We start from the raw sequence: 22,243 nt of genomic DNA, 5'->3' as shown, positions 1-22,243 counted from the left end.
GGGTGCTCGTCCGGGCGGTCATGAGCAAGCCGAGGCGGTCAGCGGCGACGGTACGGCCACAATCCTGCGTTCGGTGAAGTTCACGGAGGTCAGGCGGCGTCGGAAATCGGTGATGGTGTCGCACAGGCCGTGTTCCACCGGAGTCACGGGCTCCCAGCCCAGTACCTCGCGGGCCATGGTGATGTCCGGGCGGCGACGTTCCGGGTCGTCCTGGGGACGCGGGATCAGCGTGATCTCAGAGGTAGCCCTGGTCAGCTTGTTGATCCACTGCGCCAGCTCGAGCATGGTGACCTCATGGGGGTTGCCCAGATTGACGGGACCGCCGTGGTCGCTCGCCAGCATGCGCAGCAACCCGTCGACCAAGTCGTCCACATAACAAAGCGACCTGGTCTGGCTGCCGTCACCGGTCACCGTGATCGGCTCTCCGCGCAGTGCCTGGTCGATGAAGGTGGGAATGGCGCGCCCGTCGTCTGCGCGCATCCGCGGGCCGAAGGTGTTGAAGATGCGCACGATCTTGGCATCCACACCGTAGTGCCTGCGGTAGGCCATGGTCAGTGCCTCACCGAAGCGTTTTGCCTCGTCATACACCGAGCGGGGACCGACGGGGTTGACATGCCCCCAGTAGCTCTCCGGCTGGGGGTGAACCAGCGGGTCGCCGTACGACTCCGAAGTGGAGGCCAGCAGAAAGCGTGCGCCCTTCGCGGCGGCCAGGTCCAGGGCGCGCCAGGTGCCGGCCGACCCCACACGAAGCGTCTCCAGGGGCAGTCTCAGATAGTCGGCGGGCGAGGCGGGAGAGGCCAGGTGGAACACGGCGTCCACGTCGCCGGGCACGTCCAGACCCTGGGTGATGTCCCGGCGCACCAACTGGAAGTGGGGGTCGTCCGTGAGGTGTTCCACGTTGCCAGGCTCGGAGGTCACGAAGTTGTCCACACAGACCACGTCGTGGCTCTCATGGATCAGCCGCTCACACAGGTGGGACCCGATGAAGCCGGCCCCACCCGTCACTACTGCACGCATGCAGGTCCTCTCGGTCGCCCCGCGCCAGGCATGGCGGGAGCAAGTTGCAGTGTCATTGCCGGAGATCAGTACTCAGTTATGGGTCAATTGAGACATCGCGTTGGTTGACATGCCATCGGATAGAGGTATTTCACCTGTTCTGTTCAATGTCACGAAAAGGGGTATGATATGTCGGTATTCATTGAAGAGGCGGCTCGCCATCATGCGGCCCCGTTCGGGCACGCGCGCTGGACAGGCCGAGCGGCCAAACGTGCCATCGATCTGGTGGGGGCCGCCGCCCTGCTCCTGCTGTTGGCGCCGGTCCTCCTGGCGGCCGCTGTTGCCGTGCGGGTCGACACCGCAGGCCCCCTGATCTTCCGTCAACGGCGAACGGGCTGGCGGGGCGCGGAGTTCCAGGTCCTCAAGCTGCGCACCATGCGAGTCGGGTCCGAGACGTTGAAGGAGGCCATGGCGGCTCGCAACGAGTCGGACGGACACCTGTTCAAGATCCGTGACGACCCGCGTGTGACCGCGGCGGGACGCTGGTTGCGCCGCTACTCCCTGGATGAGCTGCCGCAGTTGGTCAACGTACTGAAGGGGCAGATGTCCCTGGTCGGTCCTCGACCGCTGCCAGTCGAAGACTCGGCGTTCGCCGGGAAGGCACGCCATCGCCTGCGGATGCGGCCGGGACTCACCGGCCTCTGGCAGATCAGTGGCCGATCCGACCTAGCCTGGGAGGACGCCCTGCGCCTGGACCTGCACTATGTCGACACCTGGTCGCTCAGGCTCGACCTGGCGATTCTCTTCCGGACCCTGCCTGCCGTGCTGCGCGGCGACGGTGCCTACTGAGGCGCAGGCTCCGACGGAACGGGCGGCACCCAGAGTGCCCGAGCCTGGACGATTGGTGGAACAACCAGGGAGATGGCACGGTATTCCCGACACTTGTGGCGGTGCGCCGCGTATGCCACTGCCACCGCACAGCGTTGAGCGGGGCCAGTTATCGGGTAGAAGGGCCGGTTGTCCCGGCCCCTCCCCCCCACCACCGGACATGCGGGCCCGCATCCGGCGGTTCGCGTAGCTGATCTCAGGTAGTGCGAGAGCGCGAGCGGGTCCACAATTCCTTGAAGGGCCGGTATCCCTTGCTCGCCCAGTAGGCGTTGTCGATGGCGATGGACGGGCGCGGAGTCCCGATTGACGCCAGCAGCGCTTACGTTCGCAAGTCTTCCACTACACCATCTGCGCCTGACGGAGCCTGCGACGGGTTGGGTCCAATGGTCAATCCCCTCGAACGCCCTGGGGGAGTCCGCGAGGCTGAAGTAGGCCGCCCATTCGGTAATGAACCGGTTGATCTTGTCCAGCCTGTGCTCCATGGAGACACCCCACGTTTTTCAGGAGGTGAACTGCCGGTCCTTGGCCTTCGTGCGTTTGATCGCCTTCTGGTCAACCTGGATCTTCACCTCCCCCCCCCCCCCCCCCCCCAGGAGGGACATCCACCAGATGGGGCACGCCTTGGACTTCTCCTTGTTGACCTCAGCTTCAGGCTCTTCTCCATGAAGCCCGTAACCGAGGCGAGGGTTCGTTCCACCGCCCGCTTGGAGCCGACGAAGATCATGGCGTCGTCGGCATACCTCACGAACCGGTGTCCGCACTTAAAGAGTTCGCGGTCTAGGCCGTCCAGCATGATATTGGAGCAGAGGGGAAAGGGGGAGTCGTGGCGTCCCTTACTCCGATGCAAGACCACCCGTTCGGCATAATTCCGGCCTCAACTTATCGGCGAATCAGCTTCAGGACCTTCTTGTCCTTCACTCGGCGGGCACTCGTGCTATGAGGGCGTCGCGGCTTACCCTGTCGAGGAACTTATCCAGACCCAGATCCAGGTCCACGGCCCAGCGGTTACCATCCTGGATTGCTCGGCGACCAGCTCTTACGGCCTGGTGCGCCGAACGTCCTGGGCGGAATCCGAGCGACAATCTGAGAAATGGGGAATACGGGCACAAATACCTGCGCGATAGCTTGCTGGATCAGACGATCCAAAACACCCGGAACGCCGACACTTGCTCACCCCATTAGGGCTTAGGGATGGTTACCCTAACGGGCAGGAGCGGGCTTGTACGTTCCCGCGTCGAGTTCAGTCCACACCTCGGGCCAGTTTCCGGGAAATCCACGGTTCCTCCGTGGTCATCCCATCGATGCCGGAGCTCCACGGTTCGCTTCGGCGCGCTTGAGCGCCGCGAGCAGGTCCTCTTTCGAGAGCAGGAACATGATGGTTCACATGCCGAAACGCAATGTCGCAGTCTTCGGCGCCGGCTACATCGGCCTGGTGACGAGCGCCTGCCTTGCTGAGCTGGGGCACACGGTGACGGTGCGCGACATCCAGCCGGAGCGCATCCGGATCCTGTGTGCGGGCGACATCCCTATCTTTGAGCCCGGCCTCGGCGACATGATCAGTCGCAACAAGGAGCGGCTCTCGTTCACCCTCGACGCGGGCGAGGCGGTGCGCGACGCCGAGGTGGTGTACGTGTGCGTGAACACCCCGCCGATGGCGTCGGGCGACGCTGACTTATCCCGCGTGTGGGCCGTCGTAAACGCGTTGAAGGAGTCCGCCCGCCTGTCCGCAGTCGTCGTCAAGAGCACCGTGCCGGTCGGCACTGGCACACGGATCCGCGCGGCCCTGGACGCGGCCGGCCTGGAGCACGTCGGCTACGCCTCGAACCCCGAGTTCACCGCCGAGGGCAAGGCGGTGCAGGACTTCATGCGCCCCGACCGTGTGGTCGTCGGCACAGCGGACGACGCCACTGCCGCCCTGCTCACGGAGCTGCACGCGGGTGTGGACGGCCCGGTAGAGGTGATGGATGTCGCCTCGGCCGAGATGGTGAAGATGGCGGCGAACGCGCTCCTCGCGACGAAGATCAGCTTCACGAACGAGATCGCGACCATGTGTGAGGCCACCGGCGCCGACATCACCCAGGTGACCAAGGCGATCGGGATGGACCACCGCCTCGGCCCGCACTTCATGAACGCCGGACTTGGCTACGGCGGCTCGTGCTTCCCGAAGGACAGCCGCGCGCTGCGGGCCATGGCCGGCAACGCTGGTTACCCCTTCCAGCTCATCACCGCAGTGATCGATGTCAACGAACTCCAGCCACGACGAGCAATCCAGCGCCTTAAGACCAGACTGGAAGGTCTTCGGGGAAAGCGGATCGCGCTGCTCGGCATGACTTTCAAGGCGGGTACGGACGACATGCGCGAGGCGCCGAGCACTACCGTCGCGTCGCGGCTGCTCGCCGAGGGCGCTCAGGTGCGCTGCTGGGATCCGCTGGCGCAGCCGCGCGACGAGGAGCCATGGTCGTCGACAGAGCGCCGCGCGACGCCGGTCGAGGCGATGGCCGGAGCGGACGCCGCGATGATCGTCACTGAGTGGCCCGAGTTGCGCGAGGTTCCGTGGGGCGAGGCCCTTGCAGGCATGGCCCGTCCGGTCCTGTTCGACGGCCGGAACCTGCTCGACCCGCAGGCAATGAGCAAGCTCGGCTTCACGTACTTGAGCGTAGGGCGCGGGACGGCGGTGATCTGAGCGAGACGGCGGGCCCCAGGGGGAGAACCTGGGGTGAAGCTGGCGTGTTGGGGCGCGCCCGCAACAGCCGCTCCCGCAGCGGAACACCGCTCTCCAGCACCTCGCGTACCAGCGCCTCGGCCTCGACCACATAATGCGAGCCGGGGAACCTGCGCCCACGACTACTTCTTCCCGCATCCCCTGCATGGCGGGCGTGGCGGTGTTGACCTGCAGTTCGCTGTCCAGCAGGGCCAGGCCAACCGTCGACTGGGTAAACAATGCATCCAGCACCGCCACCAGCGTCACCCGCAAACGCCGCTCCCTCCACCGGCTGCCATGGAAGTCACCGTGCTGGCGCTGCCCCACGGCAGAACCCCACCAGGAACCGCTCATGCGTTCCTCTGACTCAGGATGCCGACAGCAGGCACTCCACGCCTGGCAGAACGCCTTCCAACGTCTCGCCCGCTGCTACGAACGACGTGCCACCGTCGTCGACGTCTTCTTCGACCTCGCCGACACGATCACCACCGTGCGCAGTCTGGTCCGACGGGCATGGACGACTCACCGCTGGGAGGAACGCCCGAGCCGTCGACCATGACCTCGCGCCTAATCCACGAGACCTCGAAGTGTGATGCGTGGGTGGAGTTCATGCTGGGTGGGACTCGCCCTCTTCGGGGTAGGCGTCACCATTTTCCAGGCCGTTCCAGCCGAAGCGGAGGCTGATGCCGCTGGACGAGTCGTAGTGCAGACCGCGACAGATGTAGCTGTCTACAGACCACCTGCCTGGGAACGCGTTGCCGACGAGGTCCGCACCACCGTCGCCCGCGCCACCCCCACAACCACCCATCGCGCCCGGGACCTCCTCACCGCCCTGACGCGGATCGCCGTCTTCGCCGACCAGCAGGGCCACCGGGCCGACGCCCGCCTGTGGCTGGCCCCCGCGATGGTCGAGCAGTTCGCAGCGGCAGGCTGCCCGGAGGTCACCCAGGCCACCCGCGCGAACTACCGCGCCTGCCTCACCGCCCTCAGGACCGCCGTCTTCGGGCCCGACCTGCCCGGCGGACGCCCCGTCCCGCTCTCCTCGTCCGACGCCTCCCAGCCCTACAGCCCGAACGACAAGCCCGGTCTTTGGGCCTGGGCCGGCGGCCAGTCCACCGCCGAACTCCGGCGCGGACTGCGGCTGCTGCTGGCACTCGGCCTGGGCTGCGGCCTGGACACCACCGAAGTCATCCCTTTGCGCGGCCCCGACGTACGCGTCCTGGAAGACGGCTCCTGCGTCCTCGCGGTCCGCGGAAACCGCACCCGCCTGATCATCTGCTCACGCCCCTACGAACGCACCCTGGCCCAGGCCGCCGGGCACGCAGGCACCGGCTACCTCTTCCGGCCTGCCTGCTTCGCCCGGTCCAGCAACACCGTCACCGACCTCATCTACCGCGCCGTCCGCGACCCGCGCGTACCGCACCTGGTCCTGGGCCGCTGCCGCGCCACCTGGCTGGTCGAGCGCATGAACATCCCCATCCCACTGCCCGTCCTGCTCGCCGCGGCCGGACTCGACTCGCTCCACGCCCTCTCCCGCCTCCTGCCCTACCTCCAAGGCACCGGCGCCGAGCAGGCCCACACCATCCTCAGGGAGATGCCGTGACCCCCACCCACAACCCCCGCCCACTCCCGCACGACCACACCGGCACACCCCCATGGCTGTACCAGCTGCGAGAACGCCGCCAGAACGTCAAAGCCGCCGACTTCACCCGCGCCCGCCAGCTCGTCGAACGCTCCGGCATCATCCCCCTGCTCCACCAAGCACAGCAGCGCGCCCGCAAATCCAACGCCGGACGCACCCGCACCGTCAGCCTGAAGGCCCTGTTCATCGCCATGACCCTGGACTCCTGGCGCAACCACGGACGCGTCGTCCTGGCCGAGGTCGCCGACATCCTCGCCCATCAGCTCACCCCTGCCGCACGCGCCCAACTCGCCCTGCCCGCATGGCCCGACAACGCCGACGGCTTCGAGTCCGCCTACCTGGCTGTGCGGCGCGCCTTCCACGCCGCCGAGGCGGTCATGGACCCCTCCCCGCTCCCCAAGCGCCGCCTCCCGCGCGCCGATGCCCTGCGTCTGGAGCAGCAGGCCGACCAAGAGCAGCTCGCCGCACGCCGCCAACTGCTCGTCGAGGTCACCAACCGCATCGTCGAAGCCTCCCTCGCCCCTGCCAGAGCCGTCATCGAAGAATTCTGGGACGGCTCGGCCGCCGTTGACGCCACTCCGATCCGGACCTTCTCACGTGGCGTCAGCGCCACCGGCCCGGACACCGCCACCGACCCCGACGCCGCCTGGTACGTCCGTGAGAGCAACCACCGTGACCCCGCAACCGCCCCGCAGGAATGCAACACCCGCAGCGGGGGGGAAGACCCGCAAGGCCAAGCGCTACCTCTTCGGCTTCGAAGCCACCCTCGTCGTCACCGGCGACACATCCGCCGGCCCGCCCGGCAGCCCCTCGGCAGCCGCCCGCGACCACAGCCAGCACCTGCCCGCCCTCGTGCTCGCCTTCACCGTCCACAAACCCGGACACGACCCCGCCGGCAACGCCATCACCGCGCTCCGGGACATGCGGCGCCGCAACTACCCCACCGGCTGGCTCGCCGCCGACCGCGCCTACAACGCCGCCCTGCCCGAAAATCTCCACATCCCCGTCCGCGACCTCGGCTACCGCCCCATCTGGGAATACCGCATCGACCAGCTCGGCATCCAGGGCACCCACGCCGGCGCCCTCCTCATCGACGGCACCTGGTACTGCCCCAACCTCCCCGAAGCCCTCACCACCACCACCGCCGACCTCCTCAACAAAAAGATCGACAGGAACACCTGGCGCGCCCGCATCGACGCCCGCGCCTCCTACCGCCTGCGCCCCAAAGCCGCCCCCGACCACCGCGGTGCCCGACGCATGCTCTGCCCCGTAGCAGGCACCCACCCCACCGTCGCCTGCCCGGTCAAATACCGCAGCCTCGGCCGTGACCCCCGCCTGCCCCTCATCGACATCGTCCCCGCCCCGGCAGGACACCCCGAAATCTGCCGCCGCGAGTCACTCACCTTCACCCGCGACATCGGCATCCGCCACTGGCAGGAACTCGACCACGGCCGCGCTCCCTGGGTCCACCACTACTTCCGCCTCCGCAACCGCGTCGAGCACTTCAACGGCTACGCCAAGGACCACGAAGCCATCGAACGCTCCCGCACTCGCCGCATCTGCGGGATCGCCGCCCAGTCCCTCCTCCTCGCCTTCCAGATCGCCCACGCCAACCACCGCAAACTCGCCAGCTGGCTCGACACCCTCCAGACCAACAACCAACCCGCCCGCCGCCGCCCCTCCAACCGCCACAAACTCAAGAACCCCCACCGCTGGACCCCCAACGGATACCTCCCCGACACCACCCCGGAAACCTTTGGAAACCTGACCCACCCCGCCCCCCACACCCCACCTGAACAGCACAAACACATCTGGCCCTCTGCGAACCCGCAGAGGGCCAGATCACGTCCACCACAACAACAAAGCCGGTCAATGCGACAAAGTGTCGCTTTGACCGGCTTGATTTGGTCGGTTGACCTTGGTGTCCGAGGGGGGACTTGAACCCCCACGCCCGATAAAGGGCACTAGCACCTCAAGCTAGCGCGTCTGCCATTCCGCCACCCGGACTGGGTGGTCATCCGCGGTCTCCCGCGGCGACAAAGAAAACAATACCAGGGGTTTGGGGTCCCTCTCACCTGCATTTCCGGTGGTCAGTGCGCTGGTCGGCGGGGTGCGCGCCCATCGGGGAGGCACTCATGACGGCGCACCCCCGCCTTTGCGTACGCTCTGTCCCCGATCGCGTACGCACAGTGTGTCCGGAGGGTCGGCGGCGGGGTCCACGGGAGTGAGTGCGGGGCGGGTTACGTTCGCCTGCATGAGTGATCGCGGCTATCGGCCACCCCGCGTGCTGTCACCGTTGCGTGAGCATCTGCGCGAAACCTTCTGGTTCGCTCCGGCTCTGACGCTGGTCTGCGCCATCGTGCTCTGGTTCGTCGCCTCGGAGATCGACAAGCAGCTCATCGTCTACCTCCAGAACGAGCAGGCGTACGACGAGATCAAGGACCTGCTCTCGATCGCCGAGGACACCCAGACGATCGTCGTCACGATCAGCTCGGCGATGATGACCTTCATCGGTGTGGTCTTCAGTATTTCGCTGGTGGCCGTGCAGATGGCGAGCGGGCAGCTCACACCCCGAGTGGTGCGGATCTTCGTACGGAGCCGGATCAGCAAGCTCACGCTGTCGGTGTTCCTGGCGACGTTCGTGTTCTCGCTGCTGGTCCTGAGCTCGTACGAGAGCGAGACGGATCCGCGCCTCGTCACGTCCGTGCCGTTTGTGCAGAGTGTGCTGACCGCCGTGCTCGTCGGGCTCAGTCTGCTGCTCTTCATCGCCTATGTGAGCTCCACGCTGCGTCTCATGCAGGTCGGCCCCGTCGTCGACCGCATCACCCGGGATTCCTTCCGGGTACTGGGGCGGATGCCAAGCGGCCTGCCCCAGGAGGGACCGATCACGGCCGAGACCGGGCAGTTCGTGCACGAGGGGCGGGCCGGGGTGCTGCGGGATGTGAACGTGGCGCGGCTGGTGCGGGCCGCGCGGCAACAGGGCGTCGTTCTGCGACTGATCCCGCGGATCGGGGACTTCGTCGTGCCGGGGACACCGGTGCTCGCGGTCCACGGCGGGAGCGCGCCGCCCCGGCGCGCGCTGCGGTACACGGTGTCCGTCGGCGTCGAGCGCACCCTGCACCAGGATCTGGCGTTCGGGCTGCGCCAGCTGTCGGACATCGCGCTGCGGGCCGTCTCGCCGGCCGTGAACGACCCGACCACCGCCGTGCAGTGCCTGGACCGGATCGTGCAGTTCCTCACGGCCCTCGTGGACCTTCCCCTCGGCGCCGTCCACCACCGGGACCGCGAGGGAGCCGTGCGGCTGGTGCAGGACGTGCCGGGATGGGCGGATCTGGTGGATCTCGGATTCGAGGAGATCAGGCGGTGTGCCGTGAACAGTCCGCAGGTGACCCGGCGGCTGCTGGCCGGGATCGACGATCTCGCGCTGCTCGCGGCGCCCGATCGGCAGAAGCCGCTGATCAGGCACCGTGCACTGCTGGTTCAGGCGGTCGAGCGCACGGTGCCGGACGCGGCCGAGCGGGAGTTCGCGCTGCTTCCCGACCGACAGGGGATCGGGTGAACCCGGCGCACTCGACGGCACGACGAACGGCCACGGCCCTCCCCGCGCGGTGCGGGGAGGGCCGTGGTACGCGGTCGGCGGATCAGCAGCCCTTCTGCCGCAGGGTGTGCAGATAGGCGGCGGAGCGCCGGGCCGTGGTGAAGGAGTCGACGATCGGCTGGTCGTGCTCCACCTGCCAGTGGTGGTCGCGGCGGCCGCCCCTGGTCTTGTTGACGGCGGTCAGGAAACGGGCGTAGTCGATGTCGCCGTCGCCGACGTCCACCATCCGGTAGCCGTCGCGGGCGGCCACGTCCTCCTCGCCGTCCTTGACGTGGAAGAGCGGGTAGCGGTCGGGGTGCTTCAGCACGTAGTGCAGCGGGTCGAAGGAGTCGGGCGTGCCGTCCACCCGCTTGCCGAAGCGGAACTGGCCGACGTACGCCCAGTAGATGTCCATCTCCAGGTAGACCAGGTCGGGGTCGGTCTCGGCGAGCAGCACGTCGTAGAGGCGGACGTCCGGCTGGTCGGTGGCGAAGGAGAACTCCTCGGCGTGGTTGTGCTGGTAGAACTTCATGCCGCGCTTCCTGGCCGCGGCTCCGTAGGTGTTGAAGTCGTCGGCGGCCCGCTTCCAGGCGTCGACCGTCGAGCCGTAGCGGAACGGGCCGGACGCGGTGCCGATGTGCTTGAGGTCGAGTGCCTGGGCGTCGTCGAGGACCTTGGTGAGGTTCTGCGCGAAGGTGTAGGCGTTGGGGTTGTTGTCGTCGGAGTAACCGACGTGGCTGCCTATGCCCTTCAGCCCGTGGTCCCGGGTGAGCCGCTTGAGCTGCGCGAGTGTGATGTCACCGGCCGAGCCCTGGGTGTAACCGGCGTACTCGACCTCGTCGTACCCGAATGCCTCCAGCTCGGCGAAGACCTTGTCGAAGCCGAGGGTCGAGACCTTGTCCCGGAGGGTGTAGAGCTGGATTCCGAGACGGCCGGGCGGCAGCAGGGGGGCGCCGTGGGGCTTCCCGTTCGGCTTGCCGTGAGGCTTGTCGTGGGCACTGGCGGTGGGGGCCGCGGCTCCCACGAGTGCGGCGGCGGTGGCTCCGGCGGCGACGCCGAGCATGGAACGTCGGCTGAGCTTGCGGGCGAGTTCGGCGTCCACGGGGGTGCGGCGGCGGCTCATGGGGGGACTCCTTCTGGTCATACAGGAACGAGGCTGCGGGAACGGGCCTAAGGGAACGTGGCCGCGGGAATCGGCGGGTGCGGGGCGCGGGGGTTCGTGTTGTCAGTGCAGTCCGGCAAGCTGGAGGAGCAGGGACTTCACTTCGGTGGCCCGGACCGGGCCGGTGAACGCGTGGGGGGTGGAGCAGAGGATGAGCGGACCTTCGTCGTCGCTCAGGGGGAGGCGGCCGTGGCTGCCTCGAATAGGTGACGGGTCCAGGGGGACGACCGCCATGCGGTAACGCATGCCGAGCTTCTTGCGGGCGACGGCCGTGGCCGCCCTGACCCGGACGTAGGGGTCCTGGGGGTCCAGGAAGAGCTCGACGGGGTCGTAGCCGGGTTTGCGGTGGATCTCGACAAGCTGCGCGAAGTCGGGCGCGCGGTCGTCGTCGAGCCAGTAGTAGTACGTGAACCAGGCGTCCGGGTCCGCGACGGCGACCAGCTCGCCGGAGCGGGGATGGTCGAGTCCGTGTGCCTTCTTGCCCTCGTCGTCCAGGAGCTGCTCGATGCCCGGGAGGTCCGCCAGGGCTTCGCGGGTCGCTTCGAGGTCCTCGGGGCGGCGTACGTAGATGTGCGCGATCTGGTGGTCGGCGACGGCGAAGGCCCGGGAGGTCATCGGGTCCAGGTACTCCATGCCGTCCTGGGTGTGGACCTCCAGCAGGCCGGCGCGGCGCAGGGCGCGGTTGATGTCGACGGGCCGCTCGACGCGGGTGATGCCGTACTCGGAGAGGGCCACGACGGTGCGGCCCTCGCGGCGGGCGTCGTCGAGCAGCGGGGCGACGGCCCGGTCGAGGTCGGCCGCGGCCTTGAAGGCGCGCGGATCGTCCGGGCCGTAGCGCTGGAGGTCGTAGTCGAGGTGCGGGAGGTAACAGAGGGCGAGGTCGGGGTGGCGGGTGTCGAGGATGTGCCGGGTCGCGTCGATGATCCACTGGGAGGAGACGAGGTCGGCGCCGGGCCCCCAGAAGTGGAAGAGGGGGAAGGTGCCGAGTTTCGCGGTGAGTTCGTCATGGAGGGCCGGCGGGCGGGTGTAGCAGTCGGGTTCCTTGCGGCCGTCGGCGTAGTAGACGGGTCGCGGGGTGACGGTGAAGTCGGTGTCGGCGCCCATCGCGTACCACCAGCAGATGTTGGCGACGGTGTAGCCGGGGTGGGCGCGGCGGGCGGCGTCCCAGAGCTTGTCGCCCTCGACCAGTCCGTTGTGCTGACGCCACAGGAGGACGTCACCGAGTTCGCGGAAGTACCAGCCGTTGGCGACGATGCCGTGTTCGGCGGGAGTGGTGCCGGTGAGGAAGGTGGACTGGGCGGCGCACGTCACGGCGGGGAGAACGGTGCCGAGCGGGGCGTGGGTGCCGTCCTGTCCGAGGGCCTTGAGGTGCGGCATGTGGTCGAGGAGTCGGGGGGTGAGCCCCACGACGTCGAGGACCAGGAGCGGTGTGGGTGAGTCGGTGGTCCCGGCAGTGGTCATGGCAGCTCCTTGAGACCGAGGTCGACCAGGAGGTCGCGGGCGAGGGTGAGTTCGGCGGCGATGCCGTCGGCGAGCTGGGCGCGGGTCCGGGGGCGCAGCTCGGCCGGGAGCGCCTGCCAGGTGTACGTCTCGACCTCCAGGTGCCGGGTGAGCGGCTGCGTACCGCCGACGAGACGGGTCAGCGTGGACCGGAGCACGGGGAGGGTGGAGGTGAGCGGTGGTGCGGGAGGTGCGTGCAGGGGGACGTGGAAGTGGGCGCGCCACGGGGCGCTGTCGGGCAGGGTGTCGCCGGTGACCGCCTCGTCGAGGTCGTCGGTGCCGCGCAGCCCCGCGGCGGTGGAGATGCGGGTCTGGTGGAGGAAGCGGGGCTCGGCGAAGGCGGCGAGTGCGGTGCGCACTTCGGGGAGGTGGGGGTGCTCGGCGTGCAGGGCGGCGGAGAGCTGTGCCTTGACGACGGGGATGCCGGCGGCGTCGAGCGCGTCGAGTGCGCCGTCCGGGTCCTCGAAGGAGGTGGCGAGATGGCAGGTGTCGACGCAGACGCCGATGCGTTCGTGGCCGATGGCGGTGAGGGGGGCGATGGCGTCGGCGGTGGTTTCGACGGTGCAGCCGGGTTCGGGTTCGAGGCCGATCCGGATGGACTTCCCGGTGAGTTCGGCCAGCGCGTCGAGGCGTTCGCCGAGGGTGGTGAGGGCGGCGAGTGCGGTGCGGGCCGCCTCGGGGTCGCCCGTGTACGGGGTGCGCCAGGCGATGGGGAGGGTGGAGATGGTGCCGTCGGTGACGTCGTCGGGGAGGAGGGTGGCGAGGAGCCGGGCGAGGTCGGTGGTATGGGCGAGCCGTTCGGGGTCCGTCCAGTCCGGCTTGTACACCCGGTACTTGACTTCTTCGGCGCCGAATCCCTCGTACGGGAAGCCGTTGAGCGTGACGACTTCGAGTCCCCGGTGGTCGAGTTCGGCGCGCAGGGAGCGCAGTTGCGAGGGGTCGTTGACCAGGGTGCGGGCGGCGTCCCTGGCGAGCCAGAGGCCGATGCCGAGGCGGTCGCGGCCGAGCCGTTTGCGTACCGGTTCGCAGTGGTCGCGCAGTTGGGCGCGGACTCCTTCGAGGTTTTCGGCCGGGTGGACGTTGGTGCAGTACGCGAGGTGGACGGTGGTGCCGTCGGGGTGACGGAAGCGCATCGGCTCACTCCCCGCCGCGGAGGATGGAGTTGCCCTCGTGGAGCGGGTCGGGGGTGGCGGTGTCGAGGTGGAGGCGGCCGCTCTGGCCGTAGAAGGCGACGGGGTTGCGCCAGAGGACCTGGTCGACGTCGTCCTCGGTGAAGCCGGCGGCGAGCATCGCGTCACCGACACCGCGGGTCTTCAGCGGGTCGCTCCTGCCCCAGTCGGCGGCCGAGTTGACGAGGATCTTCTCGGTGCCGTGGAGTTTGAGGACGGCGACCATGCGGTCCTCGTCCATCTTGGTGTCCGGGTAGATGGAGAAGCCGGCCCAGCAGCCGCTGTCCAGGGCGTCCTTCACCGTCGTCTCGTTGAGGTGGTCGAGCACGACGAACTCCGGGGCGAGGTTCGACTCCCGGACGACGTCGATGGTGCGGCGCAGGCCGGCGAGCTTGTCGCGGTGCGGGGTGTGGACGAGTGCGGGCAGCCCGTGGTCGGCGGCGAGCTGGAGCTGGGCGGCCAGCGCGGTGTCCTCGGCCGGGGTCATGGAGTCGTAGCCGATCTCGCCGACGGCGACGACGGAGTCCTTGACCAGATAGCGCGGCAGGGCGTCCAGGACGGGGGTGCAGCGCGGGTCGTTCGCCTCTTTGGGGTTGAGGGCGAGCGTGCAGTGGTGCGCGATGCCGTACTGGGCGGCGCGGAAAGGCTCCCAGCCGAGCAGGGCGTCGAAGTAGTCGAAGAAGCTGGCGGGCGAGGTACGGGGCTGGCCCAGCCAGAAGGACGGTTCGACGAGGGCCCGGACCCCGGCGTCGTACATCGCCTGATAGTCGTCCGTGGTGCGGGAGGTCATGTGGATATGCGGGTCGAAGATGCGCATCAGGATTCCTCCGATGGGGCCGTTGAGGCCGTGGGGGCGGCGGGACCGTGGGCAGCGGAACCGGTGGCGGTGGTCTCAGTGCCGGGGGCGTCCGGTCCGGGGGCGTCCGGTCCGGGGGCGTCCGGTCCGGGGGCGTCCGGTCCGGGGGCGTCCGGTCCGGGGGCCGTCAGGGCGAGTACGCGGTGCAGGTCGGCGGGGACGGGGCGGCCTGCCGCGATGCGCTCGGCCGCGTAGTCGCCCAGCATCCGGGCGAGTTCCGCATCGCCGCGGGATCGCCGGGCCAGCTGGGCGACGGCGTCGACGGGGACACCGGTGAAGAGGCACTTGAGGACGGCGTGGCGCCAGTTGTGCGGATCGAGACGGTCGCCGGCGTACGGGCCGACGGCGGCGGCGATCAGTGTGGTGTCGTTGGCGCGCAGGGCGTCCTCGACGAGGGCCACGGCGGTGGCGCCGAGGTCCAGCGCGGGCAGCGTGAGCAGGACCGCGCGCCGTTCGGCGGCGGTGCCCTGCTCGTAGAGCCGGGTCACGGCGGCCAGCCCGGCACGGGCCTCGATGAGCAGCAGGGCGCGTACGGAGTCGGCGTGTTCGAGTCCGCACTGCCGGCCGGCGGCGGCGTACCGCAGTTCCCACGGGGGTGCGGCGTACGTGTTGCCGGAGGGTCCGGGGTCCGGGTGGGCGGCGGCGTGAGCGGCTTCGGCGAAGGCTTCGTCGAGCCAGGCGCGTGCGGCTCCGCCGAGCTGGGCGTCGAGCTCCTTACGGGTCAGCAGCGGGGCGTCCGGCGAGGTCATCGGCATGGCGTTGCTCCCTTCGGCGGTCTAGTGGCGCGACGGTCCGTGCTTACGGAGGAACTCGATGGAGGTACGGGCGAGTTCGGGGCCCGCGTGGGAGTGACGGGGCAGCTCGACGACGGTCAGTCCGGCGTATCCGCTGTCGCCGAGGGCGTCGAGTGCGGCGAGCACAGGCGGGAAGTCGATCTCGCCGTCACCGAACGGGAGGTGCTCGTGGACGCCTCGGCGCATGTCCTCGATCTGTACGTGGCGCAGCCAGGGTGCGGCGTCGCGCACGCAGTCGACGGGCAGGGCCGGCTCCAGGCACTGGCAGTGGCCGATGTCGAGGGTGAGTCCGAGCGGTTCCGGGTCTCCGCACAGGACGCGGAGGTGGTGGAAGTCGGCGAGGTTGGCGAGGAGGTGTCCGGGCTCGGGCTCGATCGCCAGCGGCACGCCCGCGTTCTGCGCCGCGTCCAGGACCGGGGCCAGGGCCTCGGTGAGCCGCTGCCAGGCGGTGTCGGGGGCGGTGTCCGGTGGCGTGATGCCGCTGAAGCAGTGCACGGCGTGGGCGCCGAGCTCGGCGGCGATGTCCACGGCCCGGACGAGCAGCCGGGTCCGGGCGGCGCGGGCCTCCGGGTCCGGGTCGAGCAGCGAGGGGCCGTGCTTGCGGCGCGGGTCCAGGACGTAGCGGGCCCCGGTCTCCACGGTGACACCGAGGCCGAGCTCCTGGAGCCTGGCGGCGACCTGGCGGGTGCGGGCGGGAAGGTCCGGGCCCATCGGGTCGAGGTGCATGTGGTCGAGGGTCAGCCCGACCCCGTCGTAGCCGAGGTCCGCGAGGAGGCCGAGGGCATCGCCGAGGCGGAGGTCGGTGAGTCCGTTGGTGCCGTAGCCGAGGCGGATCGTCATGTGGGGCTCACCTTCCGGGCGAGGCTGCGGGCGAGCGGGACGAGGCCCATGACGGCCAGCGCGGTCCCGGGTGCTCCGGCACGGGCGGCGAGGGCCGCCTGGAGCGGGATCATCGCCCGGATGCCGCTGCCGACGGCGCGCTGGGTGAGCGGCGGCGACGGGTTGAGCACGGCGTGGCCGAGGGGGCGGGCGGCGGTACGGAGGTAGGCACCGGTGAGCGCGGTGAGGAGGAGCCGGGCGGGGGCGGTTGGCCCGGTGCGGGCTCCGGCGGGGGCGGTTGCCCCGGCCCCGCCGCTTCCCGTGCGGGCTCCGGCGGGGGCGGTTGCTCCGGCGCGGCTGCCGGGGGCGCCGGCGCCGCCCCGTCCGGGGTACGGGGACCCGCCGGCCTTCCCCTGCCGTTCCCGCAGCGCGGCGCCGCCGAGCGCGACGACCGCACCGAGGGCGGCGAGGGGGGCGGTGGTGGAACCGCCCTGCGCCTCATGGCGCGAGACGGCGGTGACCGCGTAGGTGTGTGCCGTCAGCATCGCGGCGGCGGGCAGGGCGGCCGGCAGCACGGCACGGGCCGAAGCCCCGGCCGACGCCGAAGCCCCGGCCGACACCGCCGCCACCGGCGCCTCGGCCGAAACCGAGGCCACCGGCGCCGTCGCCGTCGCCGTGGCGCCCAGGAGCAGGTCCAGGCCCCGGGCCGCCGCCATCGCCGCCGGGCCCGCCGGGGTGTGCTTCAGGTGGAGGTCGTACGCCCAGACCGTCGCCGCGAGGCCGGTGGCGACGGTCAGGGCCGGGCGGCCCGCGCGGGCGGCCAGGGCCAGGCCCGCCGCGGTCAGCGCACCGGCCGCGGTGAGCGCCGCACGGGGCGTGATCCGGCCCGACGGGATCGGGCGGTGCGGGCGGTCGACGGCGTCCTCGTCGCGGTCGGCCCAGTCGTTGAGGGCCATGCCCGCCTCGTACAGGCAGAGCGAGGCGCCGACGGCGAGGGCGGTGGAGCGGTTGGGGCGGCGTCCGACGGCCGCCGCGCCCGCGAGTGCGTCGCCCGGCACGGTGAAGAGTGCGGAGACCCTGAGCAGCTCCGCCCAGGCGCGCACCGTCACTTCTCCCCCCGCAGCCGCTCCGCGAAGGCGAGCAGCGCCAGATACTGATCGGACAGGGCGGCCGGTCCGCCGTCCGGGTCCTTGAAGTAGAAGCCGAGTTCGGGGCGCGGGCCGCTCAGTCCCCTTTCATGGGCGCGGGCCAGCAGCCGTGCCAGGTCCAGCACCAGGGGTGCGGCGAGTGCCGAGTCGCACCCCTGCCAGGTCGTCTGGAGCACCATGCGGGCGCCGAGGAAGCCGTCGAACGCTATGTGGTCCCAGGCCGTCTTCCAGTCGCCGAGTGCCGGGACGTCGTCGATGTGGACCTCGCCCTCGGGGGCGGAGCCGAGCGTGTCGGTCAGGACGCGTTCCTTGCCGGCGTTCTTCGCGGCGGCCGCGGCCGGGTCGGCCAGTGCCGCCCCGTCGCCGCCGCCCAGCAGATTGGTCCCGGACCAGGCCCGTACCGGCAGGGCCCGCTGCACGAACATCGGGGCGAGCACGGAGCGGAGCAGGGTCTGGCCGGTCTTGCCGTCGCGGCCCGCGTGAGGAAGTGCGCCGGCCGCGACGGCGGCCTGGAGGGCGGGTGTGCGCAGCCCGGTGGAGGGGGTGAAGTTGACGTACGGGCAGCCGGCCCGGATCGCCGCCGCGGCGTAGAGCGAGCTGGCGGGCAGCCGCTGCGCGCCGGGGGCGGGTGCCGGCTCGGTGGAGGCGACGTTCACGACGACGGTCCTGGCGAGGCCGTTGCGGCGGCCGAAGTCGGTGAGGTCGGCGGCGAACGCGGTGATGAGTTCCTCGTCCGTGCGGGTGTCTCCGGGGAGCGGTCCGCCGGGGCGGATCTCCGCGTCGGCCGCGGCGAGTTCGGACCGTACGGCCGAGGGGAGGCCGTGCGGCATCACTCCCCCGGCGGCGAGTGCCTCGGCCCGTTTGGGGAGAGGGCAGTCCAGGGTGTCGTGGCCGCCGAAGACGAGCGAGGCCACGGGTGGCAGACCGCTTTCGGCGAACGGCGCGGTCTCGGTGACCATGCCGGCGGCCGGATGGAGGCCCGCCGCGACCGCTGCGCACCCCGCCGTGGCGGTGGTGGCGACGGAGCCGCGCGCCCCGATGAACCAGACTCCGGTACGAACGGTGTGTGCTGACACGGGCTGCCTCCCTGGCTGAGGGTCCTTGCTGGGCAGAACTGGTGGCGCTGTACAGGAGGGGAAGGGGCCGCGGGCGGCGGGCGGGGACGTGCTGCCCCGCCCGCCGTCCGGGCGGTGGCCCTATGCGGAGGGCAGTTCCTTCAGCTGGATGTTGCGGAAGGACACCTGGTCGTCGGCGCCGTGGTTCTGGAGGCCGATGTAGCCGTCCTTGAGACTGCGGGCCGGATCGGTGTTGGTGAAGTCGTTGATCTTCACTCCGTTGAGGAAGATCTGGAGCCGTTCACCCTGGACCTTGATCTCGTAGCTGTTCCACTGGCCGGGCGGCCTGAGGACCTGGTCACGGGCCTTGATGTTGGCCGACTTGAAGGTGTAGACGGCGCCGGTGGTGCGGTCGGCGGCGTCGGAGGCGTCGATCTGGACCTCGTAGCCGTTGTTCACCGCGGACCAGGGGTCGTCGGACTTCGGGAAGCCGACGAAGACTCCGGAGTTGTCGTCACCCGCCAGCTTCCAGTCGAGCTTCAGCGAGTACGCCTTCAGCTCCTTGGCCTGGTAGGTGAGCAGGCCCATGCCGCCTTCGGAGCGCAGCTCGCCGTCGACGACGTTGAACTTGCCGGGGCCCGCCTGCTTCCAGCCTTCGAGCGTCTTGCCGTTGAAGATCGACCGGTAGCCGGTGTCCGGCTTGCAGTCGGCCTTCACCTGGCCGGCGGCGTACCGCATCCCGCCCAGGAGGAGCTTGCGGAAGTCCGGGTCGGCGTACGACTCCTTGGTGTGGCCGAGGCCGGTGTAGAAGGAGCGGCCGCCCTGGTACGTCTGGCACCAGGTGATCGGGTGGTCGCCCTTCATGGTGCCGCCGGTGTAGGTCGTCTCGTCGAGGGTGGCGAGGACCTTGACGTTGTCCCGCGGGTTGGTGCGGTAGTTGTACAGCTCGTCGGTGCGGTCCCAGGCGTCGCCCAGGTGTGCGGTCGCCGGGTGCTTGTGGTCCTCGACGCGGACGGTGACGGGCTGGATGGCGGGGTGGCCGGAGAAGTACGCGCCGACGAGTCCGCCGTAGAACGGCCAGTCGTACTCGGTGTCCGCCGCGGCGTGCACGCCGACGTAGCCGCCGCCGGTGTTCACGTAGTTCTCGAACGCCTTCTGCTGGTCGGCGTTGAGTACGTCACCCGTTGTCGACATGAAGACGACGGCGTCGTAGCGGGCCAGGTTGGCGGTGGTGAACTGGCCTGCCTCCTCCGTGGCGTCGACCGTGATGTTGGTGTCCTTGCCGAGTTCCTTCAGCGCGGCGATGCCCTCGGGTATCGCGTCGTGGCGGAAGCCGGCTGTCTTGGAGAAGACCAGGACGCGCTTGGCGGTCTTGTCGGGCGGGGTGTTGGAGAGCTCGAAGTCGTCGATGTCGTAGAGCGCTCCCTCGCCTCCCTTGAAGACCAGGAACAGCTCGGTGGCCTTCTTCGGGACGCCGCGCAGCGGTACGTCGATCTCCTGGAAGGTCTCCCAGCCGCCCGTCACCGGGACCGGTGCGGAGCCGAGGATCTTGCCGGTCGCCGAGCCGGACCGTACTTCGAGGAAGCCGCCCGCGCCGCCGGAGGAGATCCGGGCGGTGAGCTTGGTGGAGTCGCCGAGGATGTACGGCTTGAAGGAGATCCAGTCGTCGTTGTCGATGTCGCCGACGGTCTTGCCGCCCTCGGCGTTCGCCTTGTCGTACGTCTTGATGCCGGACGAGTTGCTGAAGTGCTCGGCCTGGCGGTGGCGCGGCTGGAGCTGCGACTGGTCGTGGCCGGTCAGTGCGGCCTGGCCGCCGCCCCCGCCGTCGGTGTACGAGGCGTCGATGACTCCGAAGATGTTGGCGTTGGGGTCGTGCCCGCCGTCCATGTCGGTCTTGATGGTGCCGGTGCAGCCGTGTTCCGTGGTGATCGGGTGGCCGTGGCTGTCGTGGCCGAGGACGAAGCGGACCTCGATCTTGGAGCAGTCGACCGGGCCGTCCTCGGGATCGGTCACCTTCACCTTGAACGGGATCGCGTCACCGAAGGTGAACAGCTGCCCGTCACCGGGGAGTTCGAGTTCCACGATCGGGGCCGTGTTGCCGACGGTCACATGGACGCTCGCCGAGCCGGTCCGTCCGGAGGGGTCCTGAGCGGTGACGGTCGCGATGTAGGTGCCGTTCTTCTTGTACGTGTACGTGGGGTTCGCGGCCGTGGAGGTTCCTCCGTCGCCGAAGTCCCAGGCGTACGTGAGCTCGTCACCGTCGCCGTCCGAGGTGCCGGCCGAGGAGAACTTCACCTTCAGGGGCGCGGTGCCCGAGGTCTTGTCGACCGCGGCCTCCGCGATCGGGGAACGCCCGCCGGTGGCGTTCTCGATGCGGTAGAGCGCGGAGTGCTCGTCGCCGCCGAACCAGGAGAGTCCGTAGTCCAGGACGTAGAGCGCCCCGTCGGGTCCGAAGGCCATGTCCATCACCTGGGTGCCGGACCACGGGATGTCGTTGATGGACTGCACGGTGCCGTCGGCGTCCTGCTCGATGCGCTTGATCCACTGCCGGCCGAACTCACCGGCGAAGAAGTCGCCGTCGTACGCCTCCGGGAACTTCACGGGCGAGTCGAGGTTGGCGTCGTAGTGGTAGACCGGTCCGCCCATCGGGGACTCGGATCCGCTGCCGAACTCCGGTACGGAACCGCCGTCGTACGCGATCCAGGCGGGCTGCGACGGGGGCAGGTCGACGATGCCGGTGTTGTGCGGCGAGGTGTTCTTCGGGGCCGCGCAGTCGAAGGCGGCGCCGGAGGTCTTGGTGGCGAAGTCGTACTCGATGTACGGGTCGTTGTCGCCCGTGCAGTACGGCCAGCCGAAGTTGCCGGCCTTGGTGACCCGGGCGAACTCGACCTGTCCGGCCGGTCCGCGCTTGGGGTCGGCGGCACCCGCGTCGGGCCCGTAGTCGCCGACGTAGACGATGCCGGTGGGCTTGTCGACGGAGAAGCGGAACGGGTTGCGGAAGCCCATGGCGTAGATCTCGGGGCGGGTCTTGTCCGTACCCGGGGCGAAGAGGTTGCCCTCCGGGACGGTGTACGAGCCGTCGTCGGCGACCTTGATCCGGAGGATCTTGCCGCGCAGGTCGTTGCTGTTGCCGGCGGAGCGCCGGGCGTCGAACGCCGGGTTGCGGTCGGGGCGGGCGTCGAGGGGGCTGTAGCCGTCGGAGGCGAAGGGGTTGGAGTCGTCGCCGGTCGACAGGTACAGGTTGCCGTCGGCGTCGAAGTCGATGTCGCCGCCCACGTGGCAGCAGATGCCGCGGGACGTCTTGACGTCGAGGACCTTCTTCTCGCTGCCCAGGTCGAGCGTGCCGTCCTCCTTGAGGACGAAGCGGGAGAGCCGGTTGACGCCGTCGAACTTGGCGAAGTCGGCGGCCGTGCCCGTCTCGGGTGCGTCGCCGTCGGGGGTGTCCAGCGGCGGTGCGTAGTAGAGGTAGATCGCCCGGTTCTCGGTGAAGTCCGGGTCTACGCCGATGCCCTGGAGGCCTTCCTCGTCGTGCGAGTAGACGGGGACGACGCCGGCGACGCTGGTGTTGCCCGCACTGTCGGTGAGACGCAGCTCGCCGCTGCGCGAGGTGTGCAGCACGCTGAGGTCGGGGAGCACGGCGAGCGTCATGGGCTCGCCGGTCTCGGCGGCGCCCTTGGCGAGGGTGACCTGCTGGAAGTCCTCGGCGGCCGGGGCGGGTGCGGGTTCCTCGTGGGCGGCGGCGGTGCCGGGTGTGGCACCCAGGGTGAGGGTGGCGGCGGCGAGCAGTGCGCCGGTGAACAGGGCGAGGGATTTGCGGACGCGTAGTCCGGATCTGGTCCTGCTTCGGGTTCTGTGCACGAGTGTCCTCCGGAAGTGCCGGTTGTACGGGCGGGTGCGGGTGCTGCCGTGCCGTTCCGCGCGGGGACTGCCGCGCAG

General features: G+C 69.8%; 17 protein-coding genes, 1 tRNA gene and 1 pseudogene. 6 read left to right on the top strand and 13 right to left on the bottom strand.

Features of this window, described 5'->3' with window-relative positions; all coding sequences use genetic code 11:
- Positions 1 to 18: 18 nt before the first annotated feature.
- On the bottom strand, positions 19 to 1,017 hold the full coding sequence (locus FHX80_RS27140) for a UDP-glucuronic acid decarboxylase family protein (protein WP_208764733.1): 999 nt from the start codon (positions 1,015 to 1,017) through the stop codon (positions 19 to 21).
- A gap of 168 nt (positions 1,018 to 1,185) precedes the next feature.
- Between FHX80_RS27140 and FHX80_RS27135 the strand changes: the two genes are divergently transcribed.
- Complete coding sequence (locus FHX80_RS27135) at positions 1,186 to 1,845, top strand: sugar transferase (protein ID WP_145766594.1); 660 nt, start codon at positions 1,186 to 1,188, stop codon at positions 1,843 to 1,845.
- Here the strand turns inward: FHX80_RS27135 and FHX80_RS36850 are convergent.
- Positions 1,839 to 2,366, bottom strand: a complete 528-nt coding sequence (locus FHX80_RS36850; RefSeq protein WP_145766593.1) for a group II intron maturase-specific domain-containing protein — start codon at positions 2,364 to 2,366, stop codon at positions 1,839 to 1,841. The genes FHX80_RS27135 and FHX80_RS36850 overlap by 7 nt on opposite strands.
- 902 nt (positions 2,367 to 3,268) lie before the next feature.
- Between FHX80_RS36850 and FHX80_RS27125 the strand changes: the two genes are divergently transcribed.
- The 3 genes and pseudogenes from FHX80_RS27125 (at position 3,269) to FHX80_RS27115 (ending at position 6,188) form a co-directional block, all read left to right on the top strand.
- Positions 3,269 to 4,567 (top strand): UDP-glucose dehydrogenase family protein, encoded by a 1,299-nt coding sequence (locus FHX80_RS27125; RefSeq protein WP_244318462.1) that lies wholly within the window; start codon positions 3,269 to 3,271, stop codon positions 4,565 to 4,567.
- 409 nt (positions 4,568 to 4,976) lie between these two features.
- Positions 4,977 to 5,144 (top strand): annotated as a pseudogene (locus FHX80_RS27120) (IS5/IS1182 family transposase); the annotation flags it as partial.
- Positions 5,145 to 5,288: 144 nt separating this feature from the next.
- Positions 5,289 to 6,188: a hypothetical protein gene (locus FHX80_RS27115; protein ID WP_145766592.1), complete on the top strand. Its 900-nt coding sequence runs from the start codon at positions 5,289 to 5,291 to the stop codon at positions 6,186 to 6,188.
- Here the strand turns inward: FHX80_RS27115 and FHX80_RS27110 are convergent.
- The gene (locus FHX80_RS27110) at positions 6,131 to 6,679 is read right to left on the bottom strand and encodes a hypothetical protein (RefSeq protein WP_145766591.1); all 549 of its coding nucleotides are present in this window, start codon (positions 6,677 to 6,679) and stop codon (positions 6,131 to 6,133) included. The two genes, FHX80_RS27115 and FHX80_RS27110, sit on opposite strands and share 58 nt — an antisense overlap.
- A 205-nt stretch (positions 6,680 to 6,884) precedes the next feature.
- On the opposite strand from FHX80_RS27110, the gene FHX80_RS27105 reads away from it, so the two are divergent.
- Positions 6,885 to 8,168 (top strand): hypothetical protein, encoded by a 1,284-nt coding sequence (locus FHX80_RS27105; RefSeq protein WP_145766590.1) that lies wholly within the window; start codon positions 6,885 to 6,887, stop codon positions 8,166 to 8,168.
- Here the strand turns inward: FHX80_RS27105 and FHX80_RS27100 are convergent.
- Positions 8,147 to 8,234: transfer RNA gene (locus tag FHX80_RS27100), tRNA-Leu, on the bottom strand. The genes FHX80_RS27105 and FHX80_RS27100 overlap by 22 nt on opposite strands.
- A gap of 247 nt (positions 8,235 to 8,481) precedes the next feature.
- Between FHX80_RS27100 and FHX80_RS27095 the strand changes: the two genes are divergently transcribed.
- Entirely contained in the window at positions 8,482 to 9,786 is a 1,305-nt protein-coding gene (locus tag FHX80_RS27095; RefSeq protein ID WP_145766589.1) for a DUF2254 domain-containing protein, read from the top strand.
- Between the two features lie 82 nt (positions 9,787 to 9,868).
- Here FHX80_RS27095 and FHX80_RS27090 read toward each other — a convergent pair whose 3' ends face one another.
- From FHX80_RS27090 to FHX80_RS27045, 9 genes are all read right to left on the bottom strand, one after another.
- Complete coding sequence (locus FHX80_RS27090; RefSeq protein ID WP_145766588.1) at positions 9,869 to 10,927, bottom strand: sugar phosphate isomerase/epimerase family protein; 1,059 nt, start codon at positions 10,925 to 10,927, stop codon at positions 9,869 to 9,871.
- 102 nt (positions 10,928 to 11,029) lie between these two features.
- The gene (locus FHX80_RS27085; RefSeq protein WP_145766587.1) at positions 11,030 to 12,427 is read right to left on the bottom strand and encodes an alkaline phosphatase family protein; all 1,398 of its coding nucleotides are present in this window, start codon (positions 12,425 to 12,427) and stop codon (positions 11,030 to 11,032) included.
- Complete coding sequence (eboE, locus tag FHX80_RS27080) at positions 12,424 to 13,599, bottom strand: metabolite traffic protein EboE (RefSeq protein WP_145766586.1); 1,176 nt, start codon at positions 13,597 to 13,599, stop codon at positions 12,424 to 12,426. The genes FHX80_RS27085 and eboE overlap by 4 nt, the downstream gene beginning before the upstream one ends.
- Before the next feature lie 4 nt (positions 13,600 to 13,603).
- Complete coding sequence (locus tag FHX80_RS27075) at positions 13,604 to 14,452, bottom strand: TatD family hydrolase (protein ID WP_145766585.1); 849 nt, start codon at positions 14,450 to 14,452, stop codon at positions 13,604 to 13,606.
- The gene (locus FHX80_RS27065; RefSeq protein ID WP_244318460.1) at positions 14,452 to 15,246 is read right to left on the bottom strand and encodes an EboA domain-containing protein; all 795 of its coding nucleotides are present in this window, start codon (positions 15,244 to 15,246) and stop codon (positions 14,452 to 14,454) included. The genes FHX80_RS27075 and FHX80_RS27065 overlap by 1 nt, the downstream gene beginning before the upstream one ends.
- A 21-nt stretch (positions 15,247 to 15,267) precedes the next feature.
- Complete coding sequence (locus FHX80_RS27060; RefSeq protein WP_145766584.1) at positions 15,268 to 16,125, bottom strand: sugar phosphate isomerase/epimerase family protein; 858 nt, start codon at positions 16,123 to 16,125, stop codon at positions 15,268 to 15,270.
- Positions 16,122 to 17,213, bottom strand: a complete 1,092-nt coding sequence (locus tag FHX80_RS27055) for an SCO3242 family prenyltransferase (protein WP_375886973.1) — start codon at positions 17,211 to 17,213, stop codon at positions 16,122 to 16,124. Before FHX80_RS27055 ends, FHX80_RS27060 begins: the two co-directional genes overlap by 4 nt.
- A complete protein-coding gene (locus FHX80_RS27050) occupies positions 17,210 to 18,328 on the bottom strand; it encodes an inositol-3-phosphate synthase (protein ID WP_145766582.1) in 1,119 nt (372 codons plus the stop codon). The genes FHX80_RS27055 and FHX80_RS27050 overlap by 4 nt, the downstream gene beginning before the upstream one ends.
- A gap of 120 nt (positions 18,329 to 18,448) precedes the next feature.
- Positions 18,449 to 22,165, bottom strand: a complete 3,717-nt coding sequence (locus tag FHX80_RS27045; RefSeq protein WP_145766581.1) for a ThuA domain-containing protein — start codon at positions 22,163 to 22,165, stop codon at positions 18,449 to 18,451.
- Between the last annotated feature and the right edge of the window lie 78 nt (positions 22,166 to 22,243).

Source organism: Streptomyces brevispora (genome assembly GCF_007829885.1).
Lineage (GTDB): Bacteria > Actinomycetota > Actinomycetes > Streptomycetales > Streptomycetaceae > Streptomyces > Streptomyces brevispora.
The sequence above is the reverse complement of the archived record's forward strand: the minus strand, read 5'-3'. Positions and strand labels throughout refer to the sequence as shown.

What these genes read in the sequence shown, in the direction of transcription:
- FHX80_RS27140 (WP_208764733.1), bottom strand. Translation starts at nt 1,017, where the DNA reads ATGCGTGCAGTAGTGACGGGTGGGGCCGGCTTCATCGGGTCCCACCTG.
- FHX80_RS27135 (WP_145766594.1), top strand. Translation starts at nt 1,186, where the DNA reads ATGTCGGTATTCATTGAAGAGGCGGCTCGCCATCATGCGGCCCCGTTC.
- FHX80_RS36850 (WP_145766593.1), bottom strand. Translation starts at nt 2,366, where the DNA reads ATGGAGCACAGGCTGGACAAGATCAACCGGTTCATTACCGAATGGGCG.
- FHX80_RS27125 (WP_244318462.1), top strand. Translation starts at nt 3,269, where the DNA reads ATGCCGAAACGCAATGTCGCAGTCTTCGGCGCCGGCTACATCGGCCTG.
- FHX80_RS27095 (WP_145766589.1), top strand. Translation starts at nt 8,482, where the DNA reads ATGAGTGATCGCGGCTATCGGCCACCCCGCGTGCTGTCACCGTTGCGT.
- FHX80_RS27090 (WP_145766588.1), bottom strand. Translation starts at nt 10,927, where the DNA reads ATGAGCCGCCGCCGCACCCCCGTGGACGCCGAACTCGCCCGCAAGCTC.
- FHX80_RS27085 (WP_145766587.1), bottom strand. Translation starts at nt 12,427, where the DNA reads ATGACCACTGCCGGGACCACCGACTCACCCACACCGCTCCTGGTCCTC.
- eboE (WP_145766586.1), bottom strand. Translation starts at nt 13,599, where the DNA reads ATGCGCTTCCGTCACCCCGACGGCACCACCGTCCACCTCGCGTACTGC.
- FHX80_RS27075 (WP_145766585.1), bottom strand. Translation starts at nt 14,452, where the DNA reads ATGCGCATCTTCGACCCGCATATCCACATGACCTCCCGCACCACGGAC.
- FHX80_RS27065 (WP_244318460.1), bottom strand. Translation starts at nt 15,246, where the DNA reads ATGCCGATGACCTCGCCGGACGCCCCGCTGCTGACCCGTAAGGAGCTC.
- FHX80_RS27060 (WP_145766584.1), bottom strand. Translation starts at nt 16,125, where the DNA reads ATGACGATCCGCCTCGGCTACGGCACCAACGGACTCACCGACCTCCGC.